The organism is Thermomonas sp., from assembly GCF_019104945.1.
GTDB lineage: Bacteria > Pseudomonadota > Gammaproteobacteria > Xanthomonadales > Xanthomonadaceae > Thermomonas.
The window spans coordinates 65,344-90,143 of sequence record NZ_JAHRWW010000019.1 but is presented as its reverse complement, the minus strand read 5'-3'; the positions used below and the strand labels follow the sequence as shown (position 1 = coordinate 90,143).

Genomic DNA, 24,800 nt, shown 5'->3' with positions numbered 1-24,800 from the left:
GCTGCTCGACTCGCTGGTGCAGTTCCAGGTGCTGCTCGGCAACTTCCCGATGCGCATCCGCTGGAACGTGCACCGCTACCTGCTGCGCCAGTCGATGGGCTACTTCCAGGACGAGTTCGCCGGGCGCATCGCCACCAAGCTGATGCAAACCTCGCTGGCCGTGCGCGAGACCGTGGTCAAACTGTTTGATATTGGCAACTATGTGCTGGTGTATTTCGGCGGCACGCTGTTGGTAGCGGCCAGCGCCGATATTCGCCTGATGCTGCCATTTCTGGGCTGGCTGCTGGGCTATGCGCTGTTGATGCGCTGGTTTGTGCCGCGCATGGGTAAGGTTTCACAGATCCAAGCCGATGCGCGCTCGGTGATGACCGGACGGATTGTGGACAGCTATACCAATATCGCTACGGTCAAACTGTTCTCGCATTCGCAGCGCGAGCAAGCGTATGCGCGCGATGCAATGGAGCGCTTTTTGCACCCGGTGTATGACCAGATGCGCCTTGCCACTGTGGCCTACAGCATTTTGTATTCGCTCAATATGCTGCTGCTGTTTGTCTCCGGCGCGCTGGGTATTTGGCTGTGGTTGCATGGTCACGCGTCTGCAGGTGCGGTAGCAGTGGCCTTGGCACTGGCACTGCGCTTTCTTGGCATGTCGCATTGGATCATGTGGGAGCTGTCAGCACTGTTTGAAAACATCGGCACGGTGCACGACGGCATCAGTTCAATCGCGCTTCCGCCCACGGTGGATGATGCGCCGGGTGCACCACCGCTGCCAAAGGTACGCGGTGAGATTTGCTTCGATAACGTGCGCTTTCATTACGGCAAAGGCAGCGGGGTGATGGAGCACTTCAATCTGCAGATTCGTCCCGGCGAAAAAATTGGCGTGGTGGGGCGCAGCGGCGCGGGCAAATCGACACTGGTGAATCTATTGCTGCGTTTTCATGATGTAGAAGGCGGGCAGATCCGCATCGACGGCGTGGATATCGCCAGCGTGCAGCAAGACAGCCTACGCGCGCAGATTGGCGTGGTGACGCAAGACACCTCGCTGCTGCATCGCACGGTGCGCGAAAACATTCTCTACGGACGCCCCGATGCTAGCGAAGCCGAGATGCAGGACGCAGCGCGGCAGGCCAATGCAGATGGATTTATTCCTTCACTGGCCGATGGCAAAGGTGGAAGCGGGTTTGATGCACAGGTGGGCGAACGCGGAGTGAAGCTCTCCGGCGGGCAGCGCCAGCGCATCGCGATTGCACGGGTGTTACTCAAAAATGCCCCCATTCTTGTCTTAGACGAAGCCACTTCCGCACTCGATTCGGAGGTAGAGGCCGTGATTCAAGAGAACCTCTATCGACTTATGCAAGGCAAAACCGTAATCGCGATTGCGCACCGGCTTTCCACCATCGCGGCGATGGATCGATTGATCGTGATGGATCAAGGGCACATTGTTGAACAAGGCACGCACGACCAACTGCTCGCCCAAGGCGGCCTGTACGCGCAGCTGTGGCAGCGTCAATCTGGCGGGTTCTTGCAACCGTAATTTCGCGCATACTTCACATACTTTCAGCGAGCCTAACCTCATGCGTATCGTTTTCTTACTCTCCGCCTTGCTTGCTCTAGCCGCCTGCGCAACAGTGCCGCCCGAGGAACTGCTGGCTAAAAATACCGTGCAAGCCACGCGCACCGAAGCCAATGGTGATGTGATTACCGAATACCGCAACGGCGATCGCTTGAGCATGGTGAAAGTCACACCCAAGGTTGGCGTGGCGTACTACATCTATGACCGCAACGGCGACGGCAAGATCGACGCACAAGACAGCAACGGCGGGCCACTAACGTATTACAAGCTATTTAGTTGGTAAGTCTGAGAGCACAGTGATGCAGCCCTTCTTTCACCCTACCGCGCTGCATCTTCTTTCGCTTCTGCATGCGGCAACGGTGACTTTGGGGCTGCTTACCTATATTGCACTTACCCACTCCGGCCGCCAGCGTCGCCCACCTGCAGCGGCGTTGGCGTGGGTGATCGCATTGATCGCGTTTCCGTATTTGGCACTTCCGGTTTATCTCTTGCTTGGTACGCGCAAGCTTTCGCATCGGCATCTTGCACGCAACGCATCAAATAGCGACGGCCCAACGCTCACCCGCGGCCTCGATCTTCCACCACCGCGCCCGTGCAGCCGCTTTCGTTTGAATAGCGAAGGCCAACAGGCCTTAGACGAATTGCTTTCGCTGCTCGACGGCGCGCAGAGCAGTATTGCTGTCGAGATTTTTATTTTTCGCGAAGACAGCACCGGCCAGGCCATTATTGATGCTCTAGCTCGCGCCGTGCAGCGCGGCGCGCAGGTGCGCTTATTGTTGGATGGGCTTGGTGCGTTTATTGGCCACCGCCGAACCGCGCGTGCGCTGCGTGCTGCAGGCGTGGAATTGCGCTGGTTCTCTCCCATTCGGCTACACCTGCACCCGCAATTTGGCCGCGGCAACCTACGCAATCACCGCAAACTGGTGATTGTGGATGAGCAACGGATGTGGAGCGGCGGGCGCAATTTTGCCAGCGAGTATTTCACCGGCGATGTGCATAACGCTGCTTGGCAAGACCTCAGTTTTATTCTTGAAGGCGATATCGTGCAGGATGCACTTGCAGGTTTTGCGCGCGATTGGGCGATTGCTGGGGGAGAGCCCTTTCCTGCCGCACTCACGACAAGCGCAAGCCACGCAGCAGGCCCGCACGCGCAACTACTACCCAGCGGCCCTGACCGCCGCGACGACACCGCGCATGCGCTGTATATCAATGCCATCCACCGCGCTGATGTGCGCGTTTGGCTTGCCACGCCTTACTTCGTCCCAGACGATGCCCTGCAGCAAGCCCTGCTCTCTGCCGCGCGGCGCGGTGTGCATGTACGCCTGCTGCTGCCCGCACAGTCCAACCACCGCATGGCCGATATCGCGCGCGAACGCAGCCTACGCGAACTTGCCGAGGCAAAGGCCAACATCTACCTATTGCCTTCGATGCTGCACGCCAAGCTCGTTGTGGTCGATCAAGCATTCGCTAGCTGCGGCTCGATCAACCTCGATGGCCGCAGCCTGTTTTTGAATTACGAACTCAACACGCTGTTTTTCGACATTGTACAAATCGGTGCGTTCACTGCATGGTTTGAGCAGCAATGCCAGCACGCCAGTGATTACAGCGCCCGCCCCCCCAGCTGGCCACGCGATGTTGGCGAAGGCATCGTGCGGGCAGTGGGGTTTCAGTTGTAGGTAAAACTTATTTTACTTTGGCGTAGGTGCCTTTTAGTGCCATCCCTGCAACAAACGACCCGGCATAGCACTCATAATTGGTTGCACTGCTAAATTCACGCTTTTTGTAGTAACTGACAATATCCACCACTGCATTGGCGCCGCGCTGCTTGGCACTTTCTTGGAATGTCTTCAACACGGTGAGTGCAACCCAGCGACAAGCTTCCTCATCGGACTTGTTCGCAGCATTAGTCTTGCGATTGCTGACACCCTCGCCCATCCGGCTGGCAACTGCCACTTTTTGCCCAGCGAGGTAGAACTTGACGCTACCATCAATACCAGCTGCTTTGGCTTCTGGTGAGTTCACCAACTCCTGCAACGGCAGCTCCACACGTGTTTCGCGGGCTTGCGCGGCAGGTGCGGCGGCCAACAGGGTGACGAGGGCCGCAGCCATAATTTGCTTCATCGCTATTACTCCTTAGTAGGGGTTGAATCGTTAGTGATTAGTTTTGCCAACGCCGGAAGATCAACGAAGTATTGATCCCGCCGAAGGCGAAGTTGTTGCTCATCACATGCTCGACCTGCAGTTCGCGGCCGCGGCCAGTGATGTAGTCCAGCGCACCGCAGCGCGGATCGACGTTATCGAGGTTAAGGGTTGGCGCAAACCAGCCACTACGCATCATCTCCACACTCATCCACGCCTCTAGCGCACCACAGGCACCTAGGGTGTGGCCCATATAACTCTTCAGCGAAGAAAATGGCATTTGTGTACCAAATACCGATTGCGTGGCGTTGGACTCGGCAATATCGCCATGGTCGGTGGCAGTGCCATGCGCATTGACATAGCCGATCGCCTCCGGAGGCAGGCCCGCATCATCCAATGCCAACTGCATCGCAACTGCCATAGTGCTGGCGCTGGGCTGGGTTACGTGTGCACCATCACTATTCGTGCCAAATCCAATAATTTCGGCAAGGATGTTCGCGCCGCGTGCGCGTGCGTGCTCCAACTCTTCCAGCACGAGCATGCCCGCCCCTTCACCCAGCACCAGTCCATCCCTATTGGCATCAAACGGGCGTGGGCTTAGATGCGGCTCGTCGTTACGTACGCTCGTGGCGAACAGGGTGTCGAACACCGCCGAAGCCGTAGCATCCAACTGCTCGGCACCGCCCGCAAGCATTGCGACCTGCTTGCCATCACGGACCACTTCATAGGCACTGCCAATACCCATGCTGCCAGAGGTGCAGGCGCTGGATGTGGTAATCACGCGCCCCGTCAAGCCAAAGAACACACCGACATTCACCGGCGCGGTATGGCTCATCATCTTGATATAAGTTGTGGCGTTAATTCCTTCGGTGGTGTGCTCGTTGAGCATCCGCCCAAAGTCGCCCATCGCCGAATGTGTTCCAGCGGAAGACCCACAGGACACGCCGACCTTACCACTACTCAACAATGGATCACCCAGCAGCCCTGCATTCTGCAATGCAAGCTCGCTGGCACGTACCGCCATTAGCGCCACCCGGCCCATACTGCGGGTGGTTTTGCGGTTGTAGTGTGCGGGCAGTTCAAACGCGACCGCTGGCGCCGCCAGCTTGGTATTCAGGCCCTGGTAGATGTCCCAAGCGTCGATCCGCTGCACCGCATTACGACAGGTGCGCAGGTGCGCCTCGATACTGGGCCAATCGTTACCCAGTGGGCTGATCCCAGCCGCCCCAGTAATCACAACGCGTCGAGCCGCCATTACACCATCCCCCCATTGACCGAAAGTACTTGGCGCGTGATGTACCCAGCATCTTCCGAGAGCAGGAAGGCGACCGCCGCAGCCACTTCATCAGGGTTCCCAAGGCGTTTTGCTGGAATTAGCGGCAACGCGTGCTGAATAACTTCTTCATTGAGCATTTCGGTATCAATCAGCCCAGGGGCTACACAATTAACGGTGATATTGCGGCTCGCTAATTCCAGCGCCAATGCTTTAGTGGCACCGATAATCCCGGCCTTGGCTGCGCTGTAATTGGTTTGCCCTCGGTTACCCACCAGCCCCGACACAGACGCCAGTGTAATAATGCGGCCGGGCTTACGCCGCCGCACCATGGGCATGACCAAGGGCTGCAGCACGTTGTAGAAGCCATCAAGGTTGGTATGCAGTACACGATCCCATTCCTCTCCGGTCATTGCAGGAAAGGCTGTATCGCAGGCAATGCCTGCATTGCACACCACACCGTAATAGGCACCATTTGCCTCGACATCAGCAGACAGCACCTGCGCTGCAGCTGCACGGTTGGCCACGTCAAATACCAGCATCCGCGCCTGTCGGCCTAATGCGCGTACTTGTGTGGCAACAGCCTCTGCTTCTTCAATCCGGCTGCGGCAATGCACCACCACGTTATAGCCATCACGCGCGGCGCGCAGCGCAATCGCACGGCCAATACCGCGACTAGCGCCGGTCACCAATACTGTATCCATACGTTCCACACCACGCTCCCTGTTCACGCTTCTTGCTCCAAATACGCCGCCGCATCCGGGGGTTCAAACACCGACACATTAGCGCTCGCCAATAGCTGTCCTTGCTCATCAAGGATGCGACAGGCAAACACGCCTAGACCATTATCGCCCATGAGTTCGCGTCTCGCTTCTATCCGCAGATGACTGCCACAGGCAAACATTGGCACCTCGGCTTGATAGCGACGGCTACCAAGTAGGAAGCCCAACGGCTGTGGCCGCCCCTGCAAGCGCGCCATCGCACCGGCCCAGCAGGCCACGGCCTGCGCCATGTATTCAATACCCACATAGGCAGGAACCCCATTCCCCTTGTGGAACAGGCCGTCGGCTGGCACCTGTAGTGCCACCGCCACACTATCGGCGTCGTAGGTCAGCACCTGCTCCACTAGTCGCATGCGGCCGCGGTGCGGCAACACGCTTTCGATATTTATAATTTCTGGAAACGTGCTCATGCCACCGCCTCCAGCAGCAGTGCGGCATTACTGCCGCCGAAGGCGAACGAGGTGCTGAGTACATAGCGCAACGGCCGCGGCGCACGTCGCCCCGGTGCAACAAGATCAAGTGCTGGCAATTCTGGGTCTGCTTCGCCATCCCACCAATGTGGCGGCAGGCGATTTTCTGGGTTGTGCGTCAAACTCAGCCAGCACAGCCCGGCTTCGATCGCCCCAGCCGCACCCAGCGTATGCCCCGTCAAGGGCTTGGTTGAACTGGCCGCCACCGGCGCAGTAAACACAGCGGCCAGCGCACGACTTTCCATCGCGTCATTCTGCAGCGTCGCAGTACCGTGCAGGTTGATGTAATCAATTTCTGCAGCGGTAATCTCGCCCCGCTTCAGGGCCATTTTGATCGCTGCAATCGCACCCATACCCTGCGGTTCCGGTGCCGATATATGGTGCGCATCGCTGCTCTCACCCCAGCCAGCTAGTCTCACTGGACCTGGCTTGCGCGTGAGCAAAAACAGCGCCGCCCCTTCACCGATATTGATCCCATTGCGATTACGTGAAAACGGGTTGCAGCGCTCACTGGCAACCGCCTCCAACGCACTGAAACCACCAATGGTAAAAGCGCAGAGTGAGTCACTGCCTCCTGCAATCACCGCATCGACGACCCCGGCACGCAGCAGCCGCGCCGCCGAAGCCAGTGCTTTTGCACTGGATGAACAAGCCGTGGACAGTGTCCACGCTGGGCCGCGAGCCCCCGTCTCATGGGCCACAAAACGCGACGGTGCGCCAATTTCCTGCTGCCCGTAGTGAAACGTCGATGGCCACTGCCCCTGCGCCAGTCGCACCGGCATCGCGTGCTCAGCTTCGGCAATCCCCGAGGTACTGGTGCCGATAATAACCGCCACACGATCGGCACCGAATTCGGCAATCGCAGCCGCGATCTCGTCACGAAGTTGCGTACAGGCGCTGCGCAACAAAGCGTTGTTGCGGCTGCGCAGTGGCTGCGGAAGATCGTCCAACGCTGGCAGTTCGGCCGTCACCGCACCCAGTGCCAGCAGCCGACCTAGCGTGTAATACGCACTATCCTTCACTCCTTGCGGTGCATCTGTAGAAAACAGTGCCTCTGCTACCACGGCCTTCTGTGCGCCCAATGCGCACACGATACCCAGCGCATTGAGATAGACCGCATCGTTCATGGTGTTTCTCCGCCGTTATCGCTCGACAGGATCTCCAACTGATAGCCTTCTGCTCTATTTTCCAACTGCAGTCGGCCATCGCCCTGTCGCTTCAACTCCAACCAAACCGTACCGGCCTGTTGCAAGCTGCGCGTTACACCATCGTCCTGCAACGTCCAGCCGGAAGGCAATACCCGGCGAACGACGTCCTCCGGCCACAGTGCAAACTGCAGGTCGTCCAGCACCCGTGCGCCGCGTACACTTGGCGGCAGCCAAGCCGCCCTTTGCTCGTGCAATTGCAAACCATCCCACTGCAGCCGCACGCCGGTCTGTCCCAGTGCCTGCACCAATAGCCGCACTTCCTTGCCATCGACTTCCAGCAGCGCATCCAGCGTGCGCTCGTGGCTGCCGTAGCGGAATCGTAGTTGCTGTTGCGTGGACAGCGTAGTGCCCAGCGCTGCCGGTGCTAACTGCAGCAGCGGCAGAGTCACACTTGATCGCGGCGCAGGCGTGGTGCAGGCCACCAGCAGTAGACAGGCGATAATGGCAAACAGGCGACCTAGCATACTTATGCAGCGCTCTTCATAACCGTACTGATGGTGTGGCTGATACCAACGCCATCGACCTCAGCCACCACAGTTAGTCCAGCCTTACGGATACAGTCATGCATCACCTGCGAGTGGTACATCTGGCTATTGCCATTGGCGAGACAGGTGAAATACAGCGATGTTTGCTGCAGGCAGAACGCGGCGTTCTCGAAGCGCTGGCGATCCCAGTACGTTTCCATGATGAACAGGCGGGTGTCGGCGGTCATCACCGCTGCCGCCTTCTTCAGGATCATCACGATCTCGTCCTCGGAAAAGCAGTCAAGAAACTGACTCATCCAGATCACGTCATGTCCACTTGGCAATACCGTTTCCGGGTGCAGGATATCGATCGGGTATTCCACCACCCGCGCCAATAGCCCCTGTGCGGCGACATTCTCGCGTGCCAGTGTCAGCTGCCCCGGTAGGTCGCACAGGGTCACTTGTACTTGCGCATCATATTTGCCGCAAGCAATCGCCCATTTGCCGGTATTGGCACCAACATCCAGTATCCGCGCTACCGGTTGGTCAAAAATCAGCGGCAAAACAATGCCAAATGAGTTGTCGGAATAGAAGTGGTCAAACTCCAACCAGCTCTTGCGCACACCCTCAGGCAATGTTGCTAGCACCTCATAGATTGTTTTCGCTTCCGGTGCTAGTTCCACCAGCCCAGCCGGTCGGCCTTCACGCAGACTATCTTGCAGGTGGTAAAACCCCTTGTAATTAACGTCATGAACGAAGTTCATATTGACCCGCGTCATCGCATCGTTTTGCAGAAACCAGCCAAGTTTGCCAAGCAAGTAGCGACCATCGACCAACAGCAGCGCACCGATCCCGAGCCCGGCTTCCACCAATACCCGCACGGCGTATTTGGACAGACCCAGCTCGGTAACAATGGCCTCAAGGTCAATACCCTGTTCACCTGCGGCTTCGATTACGCGCAAGATACCAAGATCGCGTAGCGCCTTGGACGACTGAAACACGAACGGCGCGAATGCGATCCGCTGCGCTTCCTGCTTGGCTTCCAATGCAGTGTGTTGCTCCTGAGAAAATTGCAGCTCGCGAATATCCATAATTAGGGTTTGTTTTTGAGGGGGGGAAATAAGAATTTAGAGCGCAGGTGGCACGGTTGCCGCCACCGATGCCGAAAGCGAGCGCCGGCAGAACAGCGGCGACAACAACCAGACCAGCCCGATACCGATCAATAGCGTCAGCCCAAAGGCACGCAGCGCCGGGGTTGCTGATAACGCCAGCAGGCCGAACGACAGCCAAGTGCTAGCCGCGCCGACACATACCGCAAGCCAAGCCGAAGGATCACCGGCGTGTTCACGCAAAAAGATGCCGTAGTCTTCGCCCAGCCCGACCAGAAGCAGCAGGGCCAGCACATTGAATAGTTGTAGTGGCTGCCCCAGCCAACCCAATGTTGCCAAGGTCAGTAGCACCGCCAGCACCGTTGGCAGCAGGGTGCGCCAAGCGTCACGGCGGTAGCGCAGAAACAGCGCCGCCAGCACCAACAGCATACCCAGCGCGAGTAGTTTGCTCATCATTCGTCGGTAATGCCCGAGCAGGTTGGAATACTCGCCAGTGCGATTGACCCAACGCACTCCTGGCAACCCCTGCGCCTGCTCCGCCAGCTGTGCCAGTAGAGCATCGCCGCCGCGCGCATCGACCAGCACCACACTCCCCACCCCGTCACCGATCTGACCTAGCCACAGCTGGCGTAGCGGGGCGGAGGCTGGTGACGCCAACCAAGCATCGAGTGTTAGCGGCTGTTCGGAGGAGGCTGGCCTCACCAGAGTTTCTCCGGTGGCCGCAGACACCTGCGCCAGCAGCCGCGTTTCCACCTGTGCCAATAGCGCCACATCGGCTTGCTGCTGCGTCAGTGGTGGCACCCAATCGCTAATCGCACGATAGCCACCAATGATGCCGCTGGCTACCAGCGGTGCTAGCCGCCGGGTCAGCTGTTGTTCTCGCTGTAACAAGGTATCTGCATCGGCCGCGCGCAACAAATAAAACTGTGCCGGACTAGGCAGGCCCAGCAATCGACCGATCTCGGCTTGCTGCGCTAGCAGCGGTGCTGGCAGCGATTGCAGGCTGCGCAAATCATCATCGCTGTGTAGCTGCCACAACCCACCTAGCGCAAACAGCGTCGTCAGCGCAGCCACCAGCCACCAGCGGCCACTGGCGCGCACCTGCGGCCAGTGGGCCAGCACCCCTGCCAACTGCCCGGCTAATGCGGTTGGCCTAGGAGCCTGCCGCGCCAGCCATGGGAACCAGCAAACCACAGTGGCGAACGCCGCCAGCAGACCAACCACCGAGAACACGGCCATCTGCCGCAGCCCCGGAAACGGCGTCGCGCCCAGTGCAAGATAGGCCAGTGCACTCGTCAGCAGCGCCAATGCCATGCCCGGCAGCAGGCTGCGCAACAGTTGGAACCGCGGTTGCTGCGGATGCGCTTGACGTGAGGCGAACCAATGGATGCCGTAGTCCTCGGCCACGCCCACCAAACTGGCGCCGAAGATCAGGGTCAGTAGATGTACTTTGCCAAAAATCAACGCGGTTATCGACAGTGCCACCGCCACCCCGATCAGCAGTGACAATGCCACCAGTAAAATTGGCTGCAGCGAGCGAAAGGCCAGCCAAACCAGCAGCAATACTGCCGCCAGTGAGCCCCAGCCAATCACATTGATTTCGCGATTAGCCTGTACTGCCGCAGCCTCGGCATACAGCGGCACGCCGGTGCGTAGTTCGCGTAAATCAGGTGCAGCCTGACGTGCATCGGCTGCAGCCGCATCCAACGCATGCACCATTACCTGTTCGCCATCAAGACGGAACGCCGAGTTTCGAGTTTCAAACTGTAATACCGCCCACACACGACCTTCGGCGTGCAGCAGCCCCGATGCATCAAACTGTAAACCAGCACTCCCGGCGCGCGCTTGCCACCACACCAGCCATAGATTGAGCGGATCGGCTCGCCACTCACTCAATCGCGGCGCACCCAATGGCCCATATAACGCGGCCAACGCCTGCTCGGCCAGCGTCTCCGGTGGTGTAGTTTGTAGCTGCTGACGCAGTGCATCAGTCAGCAGGCGATCGCGATAAGGATGATAAAACGCCTGCGTTGCATCAAACCATCCAGCCAATGCTGTGCTTTCGGTAAATGGAAGCGGAGCCTGTCGTTGCAGCGCTTTGCGATACGCTGTCGCTGCTGCCTGGGCCTGCGCAGCATCCGTTGCACCCAGTAATACCACCATCTGCCGCGCACCGGCATCAGCAATTCGCCGCGTGGCCTGTGCCAGTAGCGGGTCCTGTTCATCCTCTGGCAGTAGCGCCAGTACATCACTCTCAATCTGCGCGCGACTCCAAAACTGCAGCTGGTGCACGCCCACGGCCAGCACCAATAGCAGCCAGAGCCAAGCCAACCAGCGCCAACCTCGCGATGCTACCGGCTCAGTCAAAGCGGCGCGCCTCGTCAGCGGTGAGCGTAGCCGGAGTTTCACTCATCGCGGAAAATCGCAGTTGACTGCGGTCTCCGCCACGCTCTTCGATCAACACAGAGCGCACATGGCGATCTCCTTCAAGGGTGATGCGAACGAACAATCTGGCCAACGCTGCGCCCTTCGGCGTGAGCTGCAGTTGCCAGCGATTACCCGCTAACAACTGCGGTTGCAGCTGAAATTGGCCTTCAAGTGCGCGCAGGTCTCCATGCATCAATGCAAACATCAATGCATTGACTTGACGCAGCCCCGGTTGCTGCCGGGCATCCGCCTCGACCCGAATAGTGCCATCGGTGCCGCGCTGAAGGATGCGATCGCGGGTGAACACCAACTCAGACGGAAACGGCTTGCGCGTTTGCCACAGCAGCCCACGATCGCGCGCAATCAGAAAGTTTCCGGACGAGCGCAGCGGATTTTTGAAGCCTTGCACTTGCTTTTCCTGCTCAAACTCACCGCGCAGCACCGGTAGCTGCGCCACTCGCGCTTGCAGCTGTGTCAGCACGTCCTGCGTGGGCGTGGCAGCGAAGGCAGGCAGAGCAACCAGCAATAGAAGCAGTAGAACGAAGATGCGCAACCGACTCATAGCGCCACCACACCGAGTTTCTGTAGCAGCACGTCAGGGCTGACGTATTGCATCTCCCCGCCCTCTACCGTCACAGCCACTTGGATGGTGTGCGCACGGGTCAACACTTCTCCAGATTGCGCATCGCGAATTTCATACTCCAACTTCAGCCGGTTCTCCCATTCCACAATCCGCGCCTGCACCTTGAGCGGCTGGGCGAAATGCAACGGCCGCACGTACTTCACCCGCGCATCAACGATCGGAAAAATAAAGCCAGAGGCGTGCATCTGCGGATAGTCGTAGTCAAAACGACGTAGCAGCGCACAGCGAGCGATTTCTAGGTACTTGAAGTAGTTGCCATGCCAAACAACCTGCATTGGATCGCAGTCATGAAAGGCAGGTTCAAGCGTTATTTCAATGGTGAAACGTGCGGGGATATCAGTCGACATATAAGCTCCAACGCTGCGCGCGTATTGCTTCCATCAGTTGCCGCAGTTCGCCATCCAGCGCTCGGTCTTCCGCCAGCAGCGGCAGTTGCACGGCTAGATCCTCCAGCATGGCTGACGGTGCCAGTGCCAGCGTCGTCTGCGGTGCAATCTGCTGGCGCAGGGCCACGCCCTGCCGTGCCGCGATCAACATCGCCGCCGCCACCTGCTCGGCGAGCTCGATTACCCGCAGACAGTCACGAGCGGCAATCGTGCCCATACTGACTTTGTCTTGGTTATGGCATTCAGTCGATCGACTAAACACCGAGGCGGGCATCGTTTGCTTCAGCGCTTCGGCGGTCCACGCCGAGACACTAATCTGCAGCGCCTTCAATCCGTGATTGATCGCCGCGCGCGGCCCGACTGCACCAGACAGGTTGGACGGCAGACCGTTATTGAAACGGGCATCGACTAGCAGCGCCAGCTGGCGATCGAGCAGATCAGCAAGGTTGGCCACCGCGTTCTTCAAGGTGTCCATCGCTAGTGCAATATGACCGCCGTAGAAGTGGCCGCCGTGTAGGATCTGCTCGCCGTCCGGGTCCACCAACGGGTTGTCGTTGGCGCTATTGAGTTCGGTTTCGATTAGCTGACGAAAGAACGGCAGCGCGTCTTCCAGCACGCCAATCACATGCGGCGCGCAGCGCAGCGAATAGCGATCCTGTAGGCGTTTGTCACCAGCGGCGCAGCCGGCCAAGTCCGTGCGCAGGCGGGCGGCGACCCGAGTTTGGCCGGGGTGTGGTTTGGCGGCAAACAGGGTGGCATCGAAATGATGCGGATTACCTGCAATGGCGACCACGTTGAGCGCAGTTAATCGAGTAGACAACCGGCACAGATAGTCGGCGCGATCGAAGGCGAGACAGGCCAGGGCTGTCATTACCGCGGTACCATTCATGATCGCCAAGCCTTCCTTCGGCCGCAGCTGTAGCGGCGCGCGTCCAATCTCGGCCAGCGCCGTGGCCGCCGATTTTTTCACGCCCTGATGAATGACCTCACGCTTGCCGCATAACACCGCCGCTACATACGACAGCGGAGTGAGATCACCACTCGCACCAACCGAACCTTCCGCCGGGATCAGCGGCAGGATATCGTGCGCCAGCAGTGCTTCCAGCCCTTGCAGAAGAGCAAAGCTGACGCCAGACATGCCCACGCTCAACGAAGCCAGCCGCGCTGCCAATACTGCACGGGTTTCTTCTGCATCAAGGAAGCGGCCAAGACCACAGCCATGGTAAGTAAATAGGTGGTGGGGAAGCTCCGTCAGCAGATCCGCGGGAATTTCTACCGTGCAGGAGTCACCATAGCCGGTGGTCACCCCATAGACCACGCCATCCTCACGCAGAAGGCGGTCTAAGAAGTCGGCACCGCGTGTGATCCGGGTGCGAAATTCCGGCGCTGGTGACAGCACCCCGCGGCAGTGGCGTTTGGCAATCGCTACCACGTCTTCAATGCGCAGCGGCACGTCACCAAAGGTCAAGGCAGGTATCTCAGTGGACAGCATCGACATCGTTGTATTGATCCCAAAACGGAAAGAAGTTGAACCAGTCCAACGGCGCATAGCACAGCTGTGTTTCCAGCCAGTTGGCATAGTGCTTGGCTTGCTCGGTCAGCGCCGTCTCGCGTGTAGCACGCGGCAGTAACACGCGCTCGCTAAAACATTCAAAGCTCAACCGATATCCAGCGCCGCCATGAATACAGGCCATTGCGAATAAAGGGCAACCCAGCGCCGCAGCCAGTACATACGGCCCAATTGGAAACGGTGCAAGGCGCCCAAGAAAAGGTGCCCATACGCAACGACCACCATGCAGCGGCACCCGATCACCAGCGATCGCGATGAATTCCCCGGCCGCCACCCGCTCGCCCAGCCGCACCGCCATTGCCGCATCCAGTGCCGTCACCTGCAGTAGGCGCACCCGACCATTTGGGTTTAGCCGTGCCAGCAAGCGATTAAAGTCTTCGGCATGGGCGGTATGCACTAGTGCGGTGACGCGCAGTTCCGGCACTCGGTCGGCCAGTGCCTGACAAAGCTCTAAGCAGCCCAGATGTGCGGTGACAATCACCCCCCCTTGGCCACGCACCATCTGTGTGCGCATTACCGCCACCCCTTCAACCTGCACCGGCGGGAAGCGCCCGCGGCTTGCCAGCAGCTTGTCCAGCAGAGTTTCAGCAAAGCAGGCGAAATGGCGCAAACTCCGCCAAGCACCCGGTGCATGGGTGAACACCGCGTGCGCTTGCTGCAACTGTTGTAGATACTCCTGCGAGGCACGCCGCGCACGGCCATCGAGCAACCAGTGTGCAAGCACTACCGGCGCTAAGCACAGACGAAACGGCCAGCGCCCCAGCCAGCGTTCAATCGCGCACAGTAGTTGAATCCCGGTGACGAAGGTCGTTTCACCGATGCTGGCCCAATGTCGCGCGGGTGTCTCTCCCCTCATTGCAGCTTGCGCAACAGTAGTCGCGGTAGGCGGCGCAGCATCCCGAAAAACAGCCGCGCATGCAAACGGCTGATGCGAACATTGTCACGCCAGACGTCGAAATGCGAAACACCATCACTGGGGTAGTGCACCGGCGTTTCCAAATTGCGCATTGGCACCCCACACCAGTGCAGGCGTACAAGAATTTCAGGATCAAAATCCATGCGTAGGCCAACTGCCTCAGCGTCGATCAGTGGTAACACCGCCCCTAGTGGATAGACGCGAAAACCGCACATCGAATCACGGATATCCAACGACAAGGTGTTGATCCAAATCCAGACATGGGTGAGATAACGGCCGTACAGCCGCGCTTTTGGCACACTCTCGTCATAGCGTGGCGCACCAAGGATCACTGCCGCTGGTTCGGCGGAGGCCGCGGCGAGAAAGCGCGGAATATCGGCAGTTTCATGCTGGCCATCAGCATCAATTTGCAATACATGACTCGCCCCTAGTCGCGCAGCTTCACGAAAGCCTGCCAGCATCGCACCGCCCTTCCCCTGATTGGTCGGGAGCCGCAACAGCTGCACGCCATCGCGACGGGCAAGTGCATCGAGCACTGCCGCACAAGACGGCCGTGAGCCATCATCAACCAGCAAACAGTCTTGGCCAACAGCACGCACGCCATCGACCATCGCTCCAATAGCTTCTTCGTGATCAAATACCGGGATCACCACCAGTGGTCGAAACGCCGCAGCGGCTGGTTGCACAGTACTCATGCGCCTCCCTTTTCAAGCGCAAACAAAACACGACCACTGGAATGCGCCCCCTGTTCGGAGGTGTAACGAAACACCAGTGCGGCAAGATCAGGCAGCCATTCCAATACCAACGCAAGCTGCATCCCCGGCCGCACGATGCGCTGGAACTTCAGTGCATCCACGCGCAGGACGTGCGCATCAATAGCGAAGGCCTCGCGACCAAATTGAACTGCCCAATCCAACTGCGCCACACCGGGCAGAATCGGCATACCCGGGAAGTGGCCATCAAAAACCGCCAGCGCTGGATCAATAGACAGCTGTAGCTGCACCTGTTGTGCCTCCCGCTGCATCCATGTCACCTGTGGTTGCAACGGCAGAAACAGCGCACGCAGCGCAGCATCCGTGGTTTTGCCTTGAGCATTCATCGGCAGCGCATCAACAAAGCGCCAGCGGCGCGGTCGCGCCACAGCATCTTGCACTTCTGCAAGCATGCGACGCAGCTGCTGGCCGAAGGCCAGCGCACCCTGCTCCGCCAAGCGTTCTTTACCTGCAACGCTTGGCACAATCACCGCAGCCAGCTCAGCGCGATGCCCATCTAGCAAAAGTACCCGCGCCTCAGCAACCTCAGTCAAGGCGCAGAGCGCCTGTTCCAGTGCAGTAAGCGATACGCGCCGTTCTTCCACCTTAACGATACGATCGCTGCGACCAAGCAAATTAAATCCACCATCCAGCGTAGCCGCCACCCGATCAGCACTGCGCCACCAGTCAGCATTGGGTAGATGTGGCGAGCAGACTTCTAGCTGCCCCTCAGCGATTCTCCAATGTACACCGGGCAATGCCCGCCAAGCCGCAGCTGCACCTTGTCGCCAAGCGATACCGCCGGTTTCGCTGCTACCAAAAATCTCGATCGGCACCTGCCCCAAGCGCATCTGTGCGGCACGCGCGGCGTCTTCCGGCAGCGCTCCACCAGAACTAAACAGCACACGCAACTGTGATCGCGCCTGCGCCCAGTCCACACCTTCAGGCAACCGTTTGAGATGGGCTGGGCTGGTGACCAGAAGTGCTGGCCGCTGCGCCAACGCCGCAGCAATTTCTTCATGAAAGAACAGACGCGGCGCAATCACACGTGCCGCGGCCAAGGGCCAAAGTGCGCGGAACAGCAAGCCATAAATATGTTGATGTGATACCGTCCCTTGCACCACTGCGTCCGCAGCCTGCGCACCAAACACCGATTGCAGCGACTCGACTTCGGCAGCCAGCTGCGTCAGTGACTTATCGATTGCCTGTGCCGCTCCTGTGGAACCGGAGGTATAGACCTGCAAACGTGTTGTCTGTGCGTCGAGCGCAGACCAAGTGCTGCCATCGTCGCGCACCGCCATTGGTTGCAATGTCGTGTAGCCTTCCGGCAGATCGCCAGCCAAACCATCTACCTGGTCGCTCAATTGCGCTAGCGTGACTGGCAACGTATCGGCACACAGCACCACGGTCTTGCCAGCATGCCAAGCACCATACAGCGCTGAAATGAACGCCGCAGTGTCATCAAAATATAGCGCCCAGCGCGTTCCAGGTTGGGCCGCAAATGCCTGCTTCCAGCCCGCCGCCGCAACGCGAAACTCTGCGTGATCTAACGCCATATTGTTGCGCAGAGCAAAGGCACGCCCCGGCAATGGGCGCATGGCGGCCTCGGCCAATGCAAGCCACTCAGCCATGCAGACGCGCCCGCAGCCGCTGCCGCAACAGCCACTCGCCAGCAAACAGTGCGCCGATCAAAGCATAGGCAATTAGGCCGTTATACAACGCCCATACTTGCTCACTGGCCCACAGTGCGGTAACCAAGGCAATACCACCATTCAATACAAAAAAACCACACCACACTTGGGTGACGCGGCGGGTATAGGCAACGGCCTCTTGTGGCAACTCAGGCTCGCGCAGTCGAGCCAAACGCTCAACAAGTGGCGGGCCAAAACGCAGACTAAGACCAAACAACAGCAGCAGGCCGATATTCACCAACACGGGATACAGCTTGAGTGGCAGCGCTGCATTACCCAGCAGCGCCCAACATGCGAGCGCGCCGGTGATTGTTGCGACCCAGCGCCAGTGCCGCTCACCCGTACCCAGCGCGCGCAGCAGCGCCAGTGCAAACAGGAGTAGCGACAGCCAGCGCGGTTCAAAACGACCAAGACTGAAATAGACCAACAGCGGATAGCTCAACGACAGCGCGACCAACAGCAGCTTGCCCATGATCGCGTTCACGCCGGTAATTTAAGCCGCTTCGCGAATGAGCCCGTGCAGCACGTCAACGACATCCTGCACCGTGCGTACCGATTTGAAAGCCTCAGGCTGCAGCTTGCCACCAAGGAGGGGTTTGAGCTGAACAATCAGATCCACCGCGTCGATGCTATCGATATCCAAATCGGCATACAGCTGCGCGTCTTTGGTCACACGCGCCGGGTCAATTTCAAAGGTGTTTTGCAGGATGCTCTTGATCCGCTCGAACAGTTCGTCTTTGGTCATGTCCGTGCTCCTTAAGCCTGCTGCGCCGCCACCAGCTTGGCCAGTGCACCGACGCTGGAAAAGTGCTGGCGCGTTTCCTGCGAATCGGCGGCCAAGGTCAGGCCATAGCGCTTCTGCAGCGCCAACCCCAATTCCAACGCATCGATTGAGTCCAAGCCTAGACCTTCTCCGAAGAGCGGCGCGCTGGCATCAATATCGTTTTCCGAAACACCTTCCAGTGACAGCGCGGAAATAATTAGTTGTTTAATTTCAGACTCAAGAGCTTGCACGCAATGTCCCATCACGAAAGTAATTGGCTAAATCTTCGGTTAGCCGCCGTGCTGCCATCGCCTCGCCACGCGCATCGTCGAGATACGGTGCAACTGCAATATCGTGGCCAACCTCGGCGATTATGTGAAACCGCCTCAGCGGGACATTGTACCACTGCTCTCCTTTTCCTAATGTCATTGGCGAGCAACTTAATCGGATTGGGGTAATATCCAAACGCCCGCGAATCGCGATATTGGCCGCCCCGCGCTGTAAGCGCAAAGGCCCTTGCCGCGAACTTCGAGTGCCTTCTGGAAAAATCACCAGATTCCCCCCGCGGCGCACTGCAGCAATGCAGTCGTCGATCAATCCAACGCTATCGTCATTGCAAACATATCCAGCCGCACGCACCGGCCCGCGAGTAAATAGGTTGCGCGCCAAGGAAGACTTGACCACGCAGTCGGCATTGGGCAGCAGCGAAACCAGCAGCACAACGTCAATTAAGGTGGGATGATTGGCAAGAATCAGCAGCCCGTTACGCGCCAGCCGCTCGCGCCCCCGCACTTCATAGGTCAGCACACCAAGCCTGCGCATCAACTCAAAATGGAAGGCAAAGCTGATCTGCACCAAGCGTCGCGACCAACGCCTACGCACGATGCGGTCGAGGACAAAGAGGTCAATCAAGGGAAAGGCCAGCACGCCGAGCAAGACGCCCCCTATCCCAAAAGCCAAAAAGCTGAGCCCAGTCGCCAGCACCCGCCAAAAGCGACTGCAGTACACCCACAGGCCAGAAGCAGCGACCCCACTCATATGGCGCGACGCGACCATCGCCAGCGCAAGCCATCGACACAGTTTTCATGCAGTGCCATGCCAGATAGCAGGAAACGCATCGGTGCCAGCCCACTAGGAAGCGAAGAGGCTTTCGCCATACTCGCATCCGCCTGCCAGTGCAGCGCTAGCGCTCCCTCCTTGGCAGCAGCCTGCACTCGCCAGCTCCAAGCATAACTAGCCTCCGCCTCATCAATGTAATCGGCATAAGCTTCTGGCAGCGGCGCATCAAAAACCACCAGCTGCACTTCTGGTGCACCATCGGCGAGCAACCCTGCAGCCTCAATCAGCGCCGCCTCCGCTGTAGCACGCCCAGCCGCCAGTGCGAGGTAATTGCCGCGCTCACCGCGCAGAATCGAATACAGTGCTGCAGTCGCGTTATGCACCGACAGTCCAAACTGAGTTGGCGACATTGGTTCACCTGTTGCCAGTTGATCCAGCAGGCTCAACGAACGCACGACATCACCGTGCCGCGAGGCAAATACCAACGGCACGCCGTCAGCATCAGCCCTCGCGCACCACCACGCCGCTTGTATCGCCATCCGCCCCAGTCGATCAATACGCCGTCGCTGCATGGCTGGCACCTCCAACAAAGAAGGTGCTTGCGCGCCCTGCGGAGCCTGCTCACCCGCAGCTTGCGCCCATGCCAACCACGCCTCACGCGTTTCCAATCCGGGCGCCCATGCAGCCCAATCCACTACACTGAAATTGATCATTTCCACTATCGCCCTAATTGACCACGCGCACGGGCCTATGCTGCTGCCAGCGCCAAGCGTCCTCACACATACGCTGCGGCCCCAACATGGCGCGCCAGCCCAGCAGTACTTCCGCATTCGCCGGATCAGCGCAGCTGATTGCAACATCACCCGCTCGCCGAGGCACAAATCGTAGCGGTACAGCACGCCCACTAGCGCGCTCGAACGCCGTCACCAGCTGCAGCACACTAAGGCCTGCGCCGCGACCAAGGTTCAAGGTAAAACTACCTGCGCATCGAACCAATTGCAGTAGCGCCTGCACATGCGCATCCGCGATATCGAGTACATGCACATAATCGCGCACACCTGTACCGTCGGGCGTTGGGTAGTCTTGCCCGTGCACCTGCAAATACGGCTGCAGGCCAGCAGCCACTCGTGCGATCTGCGGTAGCAAATTAGACGCCGCCGCCATATCTCCAATCATTGCCGATGGGTGTGCACCAACCGGATTGAAGTAGCGCAAGACTGCTGCCTGCAGGCCTCCTGTAACAGCCGCATCCAATAGCATTTGCTCGCAGACTTGCTTGCTGTGGCCATAAGGATGCGTAGCAAGAAAGGGGGCAGACTCCGGCGTAGGTACGGCAGTAGCATGGCCGTAAACTGCCGCTGACGAACTGAATACAATTCGCGTCACCCCTTCACTCATCATTGCCTGAAGTAGGCTAAGCGTGCCGCCGACGTTGTTGTCGTAATAGTGTAGCGGCTGCTGGCAGGACTCAGACACATCCTTTAACGCAGCGAAATGCAACACCGCCTCGATCGCCTGCTCTCGCAGCAACCGCCGCAGCAGCGCACCGTCACGCAGATCACCCTGCACAAAGAGTGGCTGCTGACCGCTGATAGCAGCAATACCATCCAGTGTTGCGCGACAACCTCGGCTCAAATTATCAAGTACAACAACTTCATGCCCAGCCTGCTGCAATGCCACGCTGGCATGCGCGCCGACATAGCCCGCACCACCGGTGACAAGCACCCTCATACCAGCTCCAAATTCGCATACGCCAGCACCAGCCATTTGCTGCCGACATCATCAAAGTTCACCTGCACGCGGGCGTGGGCACCACTTCCTTCAACGTCGGTGACAACACCTGCGCCAAACTTTGCGTGGCGCACATTCGCCCCAAGTTTGATCGGCGGCGTTTCAAGAGATGCGTGTCCTGCGCTGCGCGAAGGTGCAGCGGAGAACCCACGCGCGCTGAAACTTGGCTGCGGCTTCGGGCGAATATCGCGCAGCAGTGCACTTGGAATCTCGCGCAAAAACCGCGACGGCAAGCCGTACACATCGCTGCCGTAAATGCGCCGCGATTCGGCGTGACACAGCACTAGGTTCTGCCGCGCACGAGTAATGCCCACGTAGGCTAGGCGACGCTCTTCGGCCATGCGCCCTGGCTCTTCGTTGGCACGGTTGCTGGGGAATAAGCCTTCCTCCAGACCCACCATAAAGACCAGCGGAAACTCCAGCCCTTTCGCGCTGTGCAAAGTCATCAGTTGCACGCTGTCTTCATCGGCCTGCGCTTGCCCCTCGCCCGCCTCCAACGCGGCATAGGCAAGAAATGCCACCAGCTCGGGCATGGCCGCTGCATCTTCTTCGTCGCCACGCACAAAACGGCTAGCCACCGATACCAGTTCATCAAGGTTATCGGTGCGCGAATCCAGCTGTCCCTGCGATTCTTTTTCGTAGTGCAGACGCAGCCCAGAGCGAGCCAACGCGTGGTCGATTTTCTCCGCCAATGGAAGCTCGCTGACTTCTTCCATTAGTCCGTCGATTAGCTGTGCAAAACCGCCCAATGCGTTGCGCGCACGCGCGCTGAGCGTGGACATTTCACGCAAGCGCTGTGCGGCGCGCCATAGTGATTCTGCATGTTCGCGTGCGGTACGGCGCACTTCGTCCAGCGTGCGCTCACCGATGCCGCGCGTGGGCGTATTCACCGCACGCTCAAACGCAGCGTCGTCGTCACGGTTCGCCATTAGGCGCAAATAGGCCAGCGTATCTTTGATTTCAGCGCGCTCGAAAAAGCGCATACCGCCATACACACGGTATGGCATCTGTCGCTTGAGTAGCTCTTCTTCGAACGCGCGCGACTGTGCATTACTGCGATACAGAATCGCCGCATCGCTGCGGCTGCCGCCTTCGCGCACCCATTGCGCGATACGGTCCACCACGTATGCGGCTTCGTCCATCTCGCTATAGGCCGCGTACAGATCAATTTGCTCGCCTTCGCCAGCGTCGGTCCACAACTTCTTGCCTAACCGATCTTCATTATTGGCGATCACCGCATTGGCCGCATTCAAAATGGTGCTGGTGGAACGGTAGTTCTGCTCCAAACGAATGGTTTTTGCACCTGCAAAATCGCGCAGAAAGCGTTGTACGTTTTCCACCTTAGCGCCGCGCCAGCCGTAGATGGCTTGATCGTCATCACCCACCACAAATACTTGCCCACTATCGCCCGCCAGCAAGCGAATGAAACCGTATTGAATGGCGTTGGTGTCTTGAAACTCATCCACCAGAATTTGCCCAAAACGATGCCGGTAGTGCGATAGCAGCGCCGGGTTGTCGCGCAGCAACTCGTGTGCGCGCAGCAGTAACTCAGCAAAATCGACCAAGCCCGCACGCTCGCAGCGCTCTTGATAGGCGATATAGGCACGCAGCAGCACATCGCCCCATGGGTCGTGCGGTGCGGGCTGGATATGTTGCGGGCGGCGCCCCTCGTCTTTTTGCGCGTTGATCCACCAAAGAATCTGGCGCGGCGGGAACTGGCTATCGTCAAGCTCTAACTGCTGCACCACACGCTTTACCAGGCGCAGTTGGTCATCGCTATCAAGTACCTGAAACCCTTCCGGCAATTTGGCTTCTTGCCAGTGCAGGCGTAGCAGGCGGTGGGCAATGCCGTGAAAGGTGCCAATCCACGCGCCACGCGGTGCGCCGCCCAACTGCAAGGCAATACGCCCACGCATTTCACCAGCAGCTTTATTGGTGAAGGTCACCGCCAAAATACCGTGCAGCGGCACGCCGAACACTTCATGCAGCCAAGCAATACGATGCGTGAGTACACGCGTTTTTCCAGACCCCGCCCCGGCGAGCACCAAGTAATGGCCGGGTTCTGCGGTAACCGCTTCGCGCTGCGCGGCATTCAGGCCGTCGATAAGGTGAGAAACATCCATCTGGGCATTTTACCGGGACTGCCGCAGCTGCGGGTTTCAACATCATTCCATGATGATTACGTTTGCAGCCTATTGACAACGTTGTCACCCACTCGGTACAACGAGCATTCGCGCATCGCTCAGGTGAAGGGGATATTGGCCTGTAGCGGTGTTTGTTCACCCCTTTTAGCAGGCCTCTACATGACCCACCCGCAGACACGCTGGTCGCAGTTTAGCGTTCTCATCACGGTGTTTTTTTTCTGGGGATTTGTTGCGGCTAGCAACGATATTTTGATCCCCGTCTTCAAAAAGGCCTTTAACCTAAGCCAGTCGCAAAGTCAGCTGGTGGCCGTGGCGTTTTATGTCGCCTATACCGTGGGCTCGCTGATCTACTTCGGTGTCTCCAAGGCCATAGGCAGCGATGTACTGAATAAGATCGGCTACAAAAATGGCATTAGCTTGGGTCTGTTGATCTCTGCACTGGGTACGCTGCTGTTTATCCCCGCAGCCAATAACAGTTCGTTCACCCTGATGCTCTCGGGTCTGTTCATTGTGGGGCTGGGGTTTTCGCTGCAGCAAATCGCCGCCAACCCGCTTGCCATCGTCATGGGCAACCCCGCAACGGGCGCACAGCGGCTAACGATGGCGGGGGGGATCAATAACCTAGGAACGACCGTTGGCCCGCTGTTGGTCAGTATCGCCATTTTCGGCAGCGTTGCCGCTGGTAGCACCACCGCCAGCATTGAAAGCGTGAAAACACCTTATCTCGTGCTCGGTGCCGCTTTCATTCTGGTGGCGCTGTTTTTCAAATTCTCATCCGTCCCCAACAAGATTGATCTTGAAGCGGTGGCCAGCGACGAGGCGCAAGACAGCGGCAAACTGGTGCACAAGGCTTCGGCGTTTGCTTACCCGCAGCTCGTGCTTGGAATGCTGGCGATCTTTGTCTATGTGGGTGTGGAGGTAACGACGGTGTCCAACCTGCCCGCCTATCTTGAACTTCCTGTGGACCAAGGCGGCATGGGGCTTTCCACGGCGCAGATCGCGCCGTATATCTCACTGTACTGGGCCAGCCTGATGATTGGCCGCTGGGCTGGCGCGGCGGGCGCATTTAGCGTGGGCAGCAGCGCAAAGCGCATGTTGACGATCATTCTTCCCTACATTGCCTTCGGCGTGTTTCTTGCGGTGAACGCCATTGCGCAGCATGAAGTCGCGCAGTTCTACGGCTACGCGCTGGTGATCGTGCTGATGCTGGTGGCCACCTTTGCCAGCCGCGGCAACCCCGCGCGCATGCTGCTGTATTTTGCGCTGTGCGGTATCGCCGCACTGGGTGTGGGCATGAGCACTTCCGGCATCACCAGCGTCACCGCTTTCATTAGTGTGGGCTTGTTCTGCAGCACCATGTGGCCCTGCATTTTTGCACTGGCGATCACCGGTCTTGGCCGTAACACCAACCAAGGCAGCAGCCTGCTGATTATGATGATCATGGGTGGCGGCTTGGTGAGCTGGGCGCAGGGCGCATTGGCCGATCAGGTGGGCATCCACGCCAGCTATATCGTAGGCGTACTGTGTTTTGCCTATTTGGCGTTCTACGCCGCACGCGCGCCGCATATTTTGAAGAAGCAGGGGATCGATCTCGACCAGCTCACCGCGCAGGGCGGCCATTGACGCCGCACTACGCCACA

At 58.7% G+C, this 24,800-nt stretch carries 25 protein-coding genes; 4 read left to right on the top strand and 21 right to left on the bottom strand.

Annotated elements, in window-relative coordinates:
* The 3 genes from KUL77_RS05770 to KUL77_RS05760 all read left to right on the top strand — a co-directional run.
* A partial coding sequence (locus KUL77_RS05770) for an ABC transporter ATP-binding protein (protein ID WP_297144352.1) occupies nucleotides 1–1,534 on the top strand: 1,534 nt, incomplete at its 5' end.
* A 40-nt stretch (nucleotides 1,535–1,574) separates the two neighbouring features.
* Complete coding sequence (locus tag KUL77_RS05765) at nucleotides 1,575–1,856, top strand: DUF2782 domain-containing protein (RefSeq protein WP_297144351.1); 282 nt, start codon at nucleotides 1,575–1,577, stop codon at nucleotides 1,854–1,856.
* A 16-nt stretch (nucleotides 1,857–1,872) separates the two neighbouring features.
* Complete coding sequence (locus tag KUL77_RS05760; RefSeq protein ID WP_297144350.1) at nucleotides 1,873–3,249, top strand: phospholipase D-like domain-containing protein; 1,377 nt, start codon at nucleotides 1,873–1,875, stop codon at nucleotides 3,247–3,249.
* A 7-nt stretch (nucleotides 3,250–3,256) separates the two neighbouring features.
* Here KUL77_RS05760 and KUL77_RS05755 read toward each other — a convergent pair whose 3' ends face one another.
* The 21 genes from KUL77_RS05755 to uvrD are packed head-to-tail and all read right to left on the bottom strand — an operon-like array spanning nucleotide 3,257 to nucleotide 23,139.
* Complete coding sequence (locus KUL77_RS05755; protein ID WP_297144349.1) at nucleotides 3,257–3,694, bottom strand: excinuclease ATPase subunit; 438 nt, start codon at nucleotides 3,692–3,694, stop codon at nucleotides 3,257–3,259.
* A 37-nt stretch (nucleotides 3,695–3,731) separates the two neighbouring features.
* A complete protein-coding gene (locus KUL77_RS05750) occupies nucleotides 3,732–4,967 on the bottom strand; it encodes a beta-ketoacyl-ACP synthase (RefSeq protein ID WP_297144348.1) in 1,236 nt (411 codons plus the stop codon).
* Complete coding sequence (gene fabG, locus KUL77_RS05745; RefSeq protein WP_297144362.1) at nucleotides 4,967–5,689, bottom strand: 3-oxoacyl-ACP reductase FabG; 723 nt, start codon at nucleotides 5,687–5,689, stop codon at nucleotides 4,967–4,969. Before fabG ends, KUL77_RS05750 begins: the two co-directional genes overlap by 1 nt.
* A gap of 23 nt (nucleotides 5,690–5,712) precedes the next feature.
* Nucleotides 5,713–6,177: a hypothetical protein gene (locus KUL77_RS05740; RefSeq protein ID WP_297144346.1), complete on the bottom strand. Its 465-nt coding sequence runs from the start codon at nucleotides 6,175–6,177 to the stop codon at nucleotides 5,713–5,715.
* Entirely contained in the window at nucleotides 6,174–7,364 is a 1,191-nt protein-coding gene (locus KUL77_RS05735) for a beta-ketoacyl-ACP synthase (RefSeq protein WP_297144344.1), read from the bottom strand. The genes KUL77_RS05740 and KUL77_RS05735 overlap by 4 nt, the downstream gene beginning before the upstream one ends.
* Complete coding sequence (locus KUL77_RS05730; RefSeq protein ID WP_297144343.1) at nucleotides 7,361–7,909, bottom strand: DUF3261 domain-containing protein; 549 nt, start codon at nucleotides 7,907–7,909, stop codon at nucleotides 7,361–7,363. Before KUL77_RS05730 ends, KUL77_RS05735 begins: the two co-directional genes overlap by 4 nt.
* A 2-nt stretch (nucleotides 7,910–7,911) precedes the next feature.
* The gene (locus KUL77_RS05725) at nucleotides 7,912–9,000 is read right to left on the bottom strand and encodes a class I SAM-dependent methyltransferase (RefSeq protein WP_297144342.1); all 1,089 of its coding nucleotides are present in this window, start codon (nucleotides 8,998–9,000) and stop codon (nucleotides 7,912–7,914) included.
* Nucleotides 9,001–9,036: 36 nt separating this feature from the next.
* Nucleotides 9,037–11,385: an MMPL family transporter gene (locus KUL77_RS05720; RefSeq protein ID WP_297144340.1), complete on the bottom strand. Its 2,349-nt coding sequence runs from the start codon at nucleotides 11,383–11,385 to the stop codon at nucleotides 9,037–9,039.
* Nucleotides 11,378–12,007, bottom strand: coding sequence for an outer membrane lipoprotein carrier protein LolA (locus tag KUL77_RS05715; RefSeq protein WP_297144338.1), 630 nt, complete (start codon nucleotides 12,005–12,007; stop codon nucleotides 11,378–11,380). The genes KUL77_RS05720 and KUL77_RS05715 overlap by 8 nt, the downstream gene beginning before the upstream one ends.
* On the bottom strand, nucleotides 12,004–12,435 hold the full coding sequence (locus KUL77_RS05710) for an acyl-CoA thioesterase (RefSeq protein WP_297144337.1): 432 nt from the start codon (nucleotides 12,433–12,435) through the stop codon (nucleotides 12,004–12,006). Before KUL77_RS05710 ends, KUL77_RS05715 begins: the two co-directional genes overlap by 4 nt.
* Nucleotides 12,425–13,966 carry an aromatic amino acid ammonia-lyase gene (locus KUL77_RS05705; protein ID WP_343231539.1) on the bottom strand — a complete coding sequence of 514 codons (1,542 nt, stop codon included), beginning with the start codon at nucleotides 13,964–13,966 and terminating at the stop codon, nucleotides 12,425–12,427. Before KUL77_RS05705 ends, KUL77_RS05710 begins: the two co-directional genes overlap by 11 nt.
* On the bottom strand, nucleotides 13,953–14,900 hold the full coding sequence (locus KUL77_RS05700; RefSeq protein ID WP_297144333.1) for an acyltransferase: 948 nt from the start codon (nucleotides 14,898–14,900) through the stop codon (nucleotides 13,953–13,955). The genes KUL77_RS05705 and KUL77_RS05700 overlap by 14 nt, the downstream gene beginning before the upstream one ends.
* Nucleotides 14,897–15,655, bottom strand: coding sequence for a glycosyltransferase family 2 protein (locus tag KUL77_RS05695; protein ID WP_297144332.1), 759 nt, complete (start codon nucleotides 15,653–15,655; stop codon nucleotides 14,897–14,899). The genes KUL77_RS05700 and KUL77_RS05695 overlap by 4 nt, the downstream gene beginning before the upstream one ends.
* Complete coding sequence (locus tag KUL77_RS05690; protein ID WP_297144331.1) at nucleotides 15,652–17,343, bottom strand: AMP-binding protein; 1,692 nt, start codon at nucleotides 17,341–17,343, stop codon at nucleotides 15,652–15,654. The genes KUL77_RS05695 and KUL77_RS05690 overlap by 4 nt, the downstream gene beginning before the upstream one ends.
* Entirely contained in the window at nucleotides 17,336–17,887 is a 552-nt protein-coding gene (locus tag KUL77_RS05685) for a hypothetical protein (protein WP_297144330.1), read from the bottom strand. Before KUL77_RS05685 ends, KUL77_RS05690 begins: the two co-directional genes overlap by 8 nt.
* A gap of 9 nt (nucleotides 17,888–17,896) precedes the next feature.
* On the bottom strand, nucleotides 17,897–18,148 hold the full coding sequence (locus tag KUL77_RS05680; protein WP_297144329.1) for an acyl carrier protein: 252 nt from the start codon (nucleotides 18,146–18,148) through the stop codon (nucleotides 17,897–17,899).
* An 11-nt stretch (nucleotides 18,149–18,159) separates the two neighbouring features.
* Nucleotides 18,160–18,417 (bottom strand): phosphopantetheine-binding protein, encoded by a 258-nt coding sequence (locus KUL77_RS05675; RefSeq protein ID WP_343231537.1) that lies wholly within the window; start codon nucleotides 18,415–18,417, stop codon nucleotides 18,160–18,162.
* Nucleotides 18,404–19,204, bottom strand: a complete 801-nt coding sequence (locus KUL77_RS05670; RefSeq protein WP_297144328.1) for a lysophospholipid acyltransferase family protein — start codon at nucleotides 19,202–19,204, stop codon at nucleotides 18,404–18,406. The genes KUL77_RS05675 and KUL77_RS05670 overlap by 14 nt, the downstream gene beginning before the upstream one ends.
* Nucleotides 19,201–19,938: a beta-ketoacyl synthase chain length factor gene (locus KUL77_RS05665; RefSeq protein ID WP_297144327.1), complete on the bottom strand. Its 738-nt coding sequence runs from the start codon at nucleotides 19,936–19,938 to the stop codon at nucleotides 19,201–19,203. Before KUL77_RS05665 ends, KUL77_RS05670 begins: the two co-directional genes overlap by 4 nt.
* A 13-nt stretch (nucleotides 19,939–19,951) precedes the next feature.
* On the bottom strand, nucleotides 19,952–20,956 hold the full coding sequence (gene galE, locus KUL77_RS05660) for a UDP-glucose 4-epimerase GalE (RefSeq protein WP_297144326.1): 1,005 nt from the start codon (nucleotides 20,954–20,956) through the stop codon (nucleotides 19,952–19,954).
* Nucleotides 20,953–23,139, bottom strand: coding sequence for a DNA helicase II (gene uvrD, locus KUL77_RS05655; RefSeq protein WP_297144325.1), 2,187 nt, complete (start codon nucleotides 23,137–23,139; stop codon nucleotides 20,953–20,955). The genes galE and uvrD overlap by 4 nt, the downstream gene beginning before the upstream one ends.
* Nucleotides 23,140–23,319: 180 nt before the next feature.
* Between uvrD and KUL77_RS05650 the strand changes: the two genes are divergently transcribed.
* Complete coding sequence (locus tag KUL77_RS05650) at nucleotides 23,320–24,783, top strand: MFS transporter (protein ID WP_297144324.1); 1,464 nt, start codon at nucleotides 23,320–23,322, stop codon at nucleotides 24,781–24,783.
* Nucleotides 24,784–24,800: the final 17 nt, after the last annotated feature.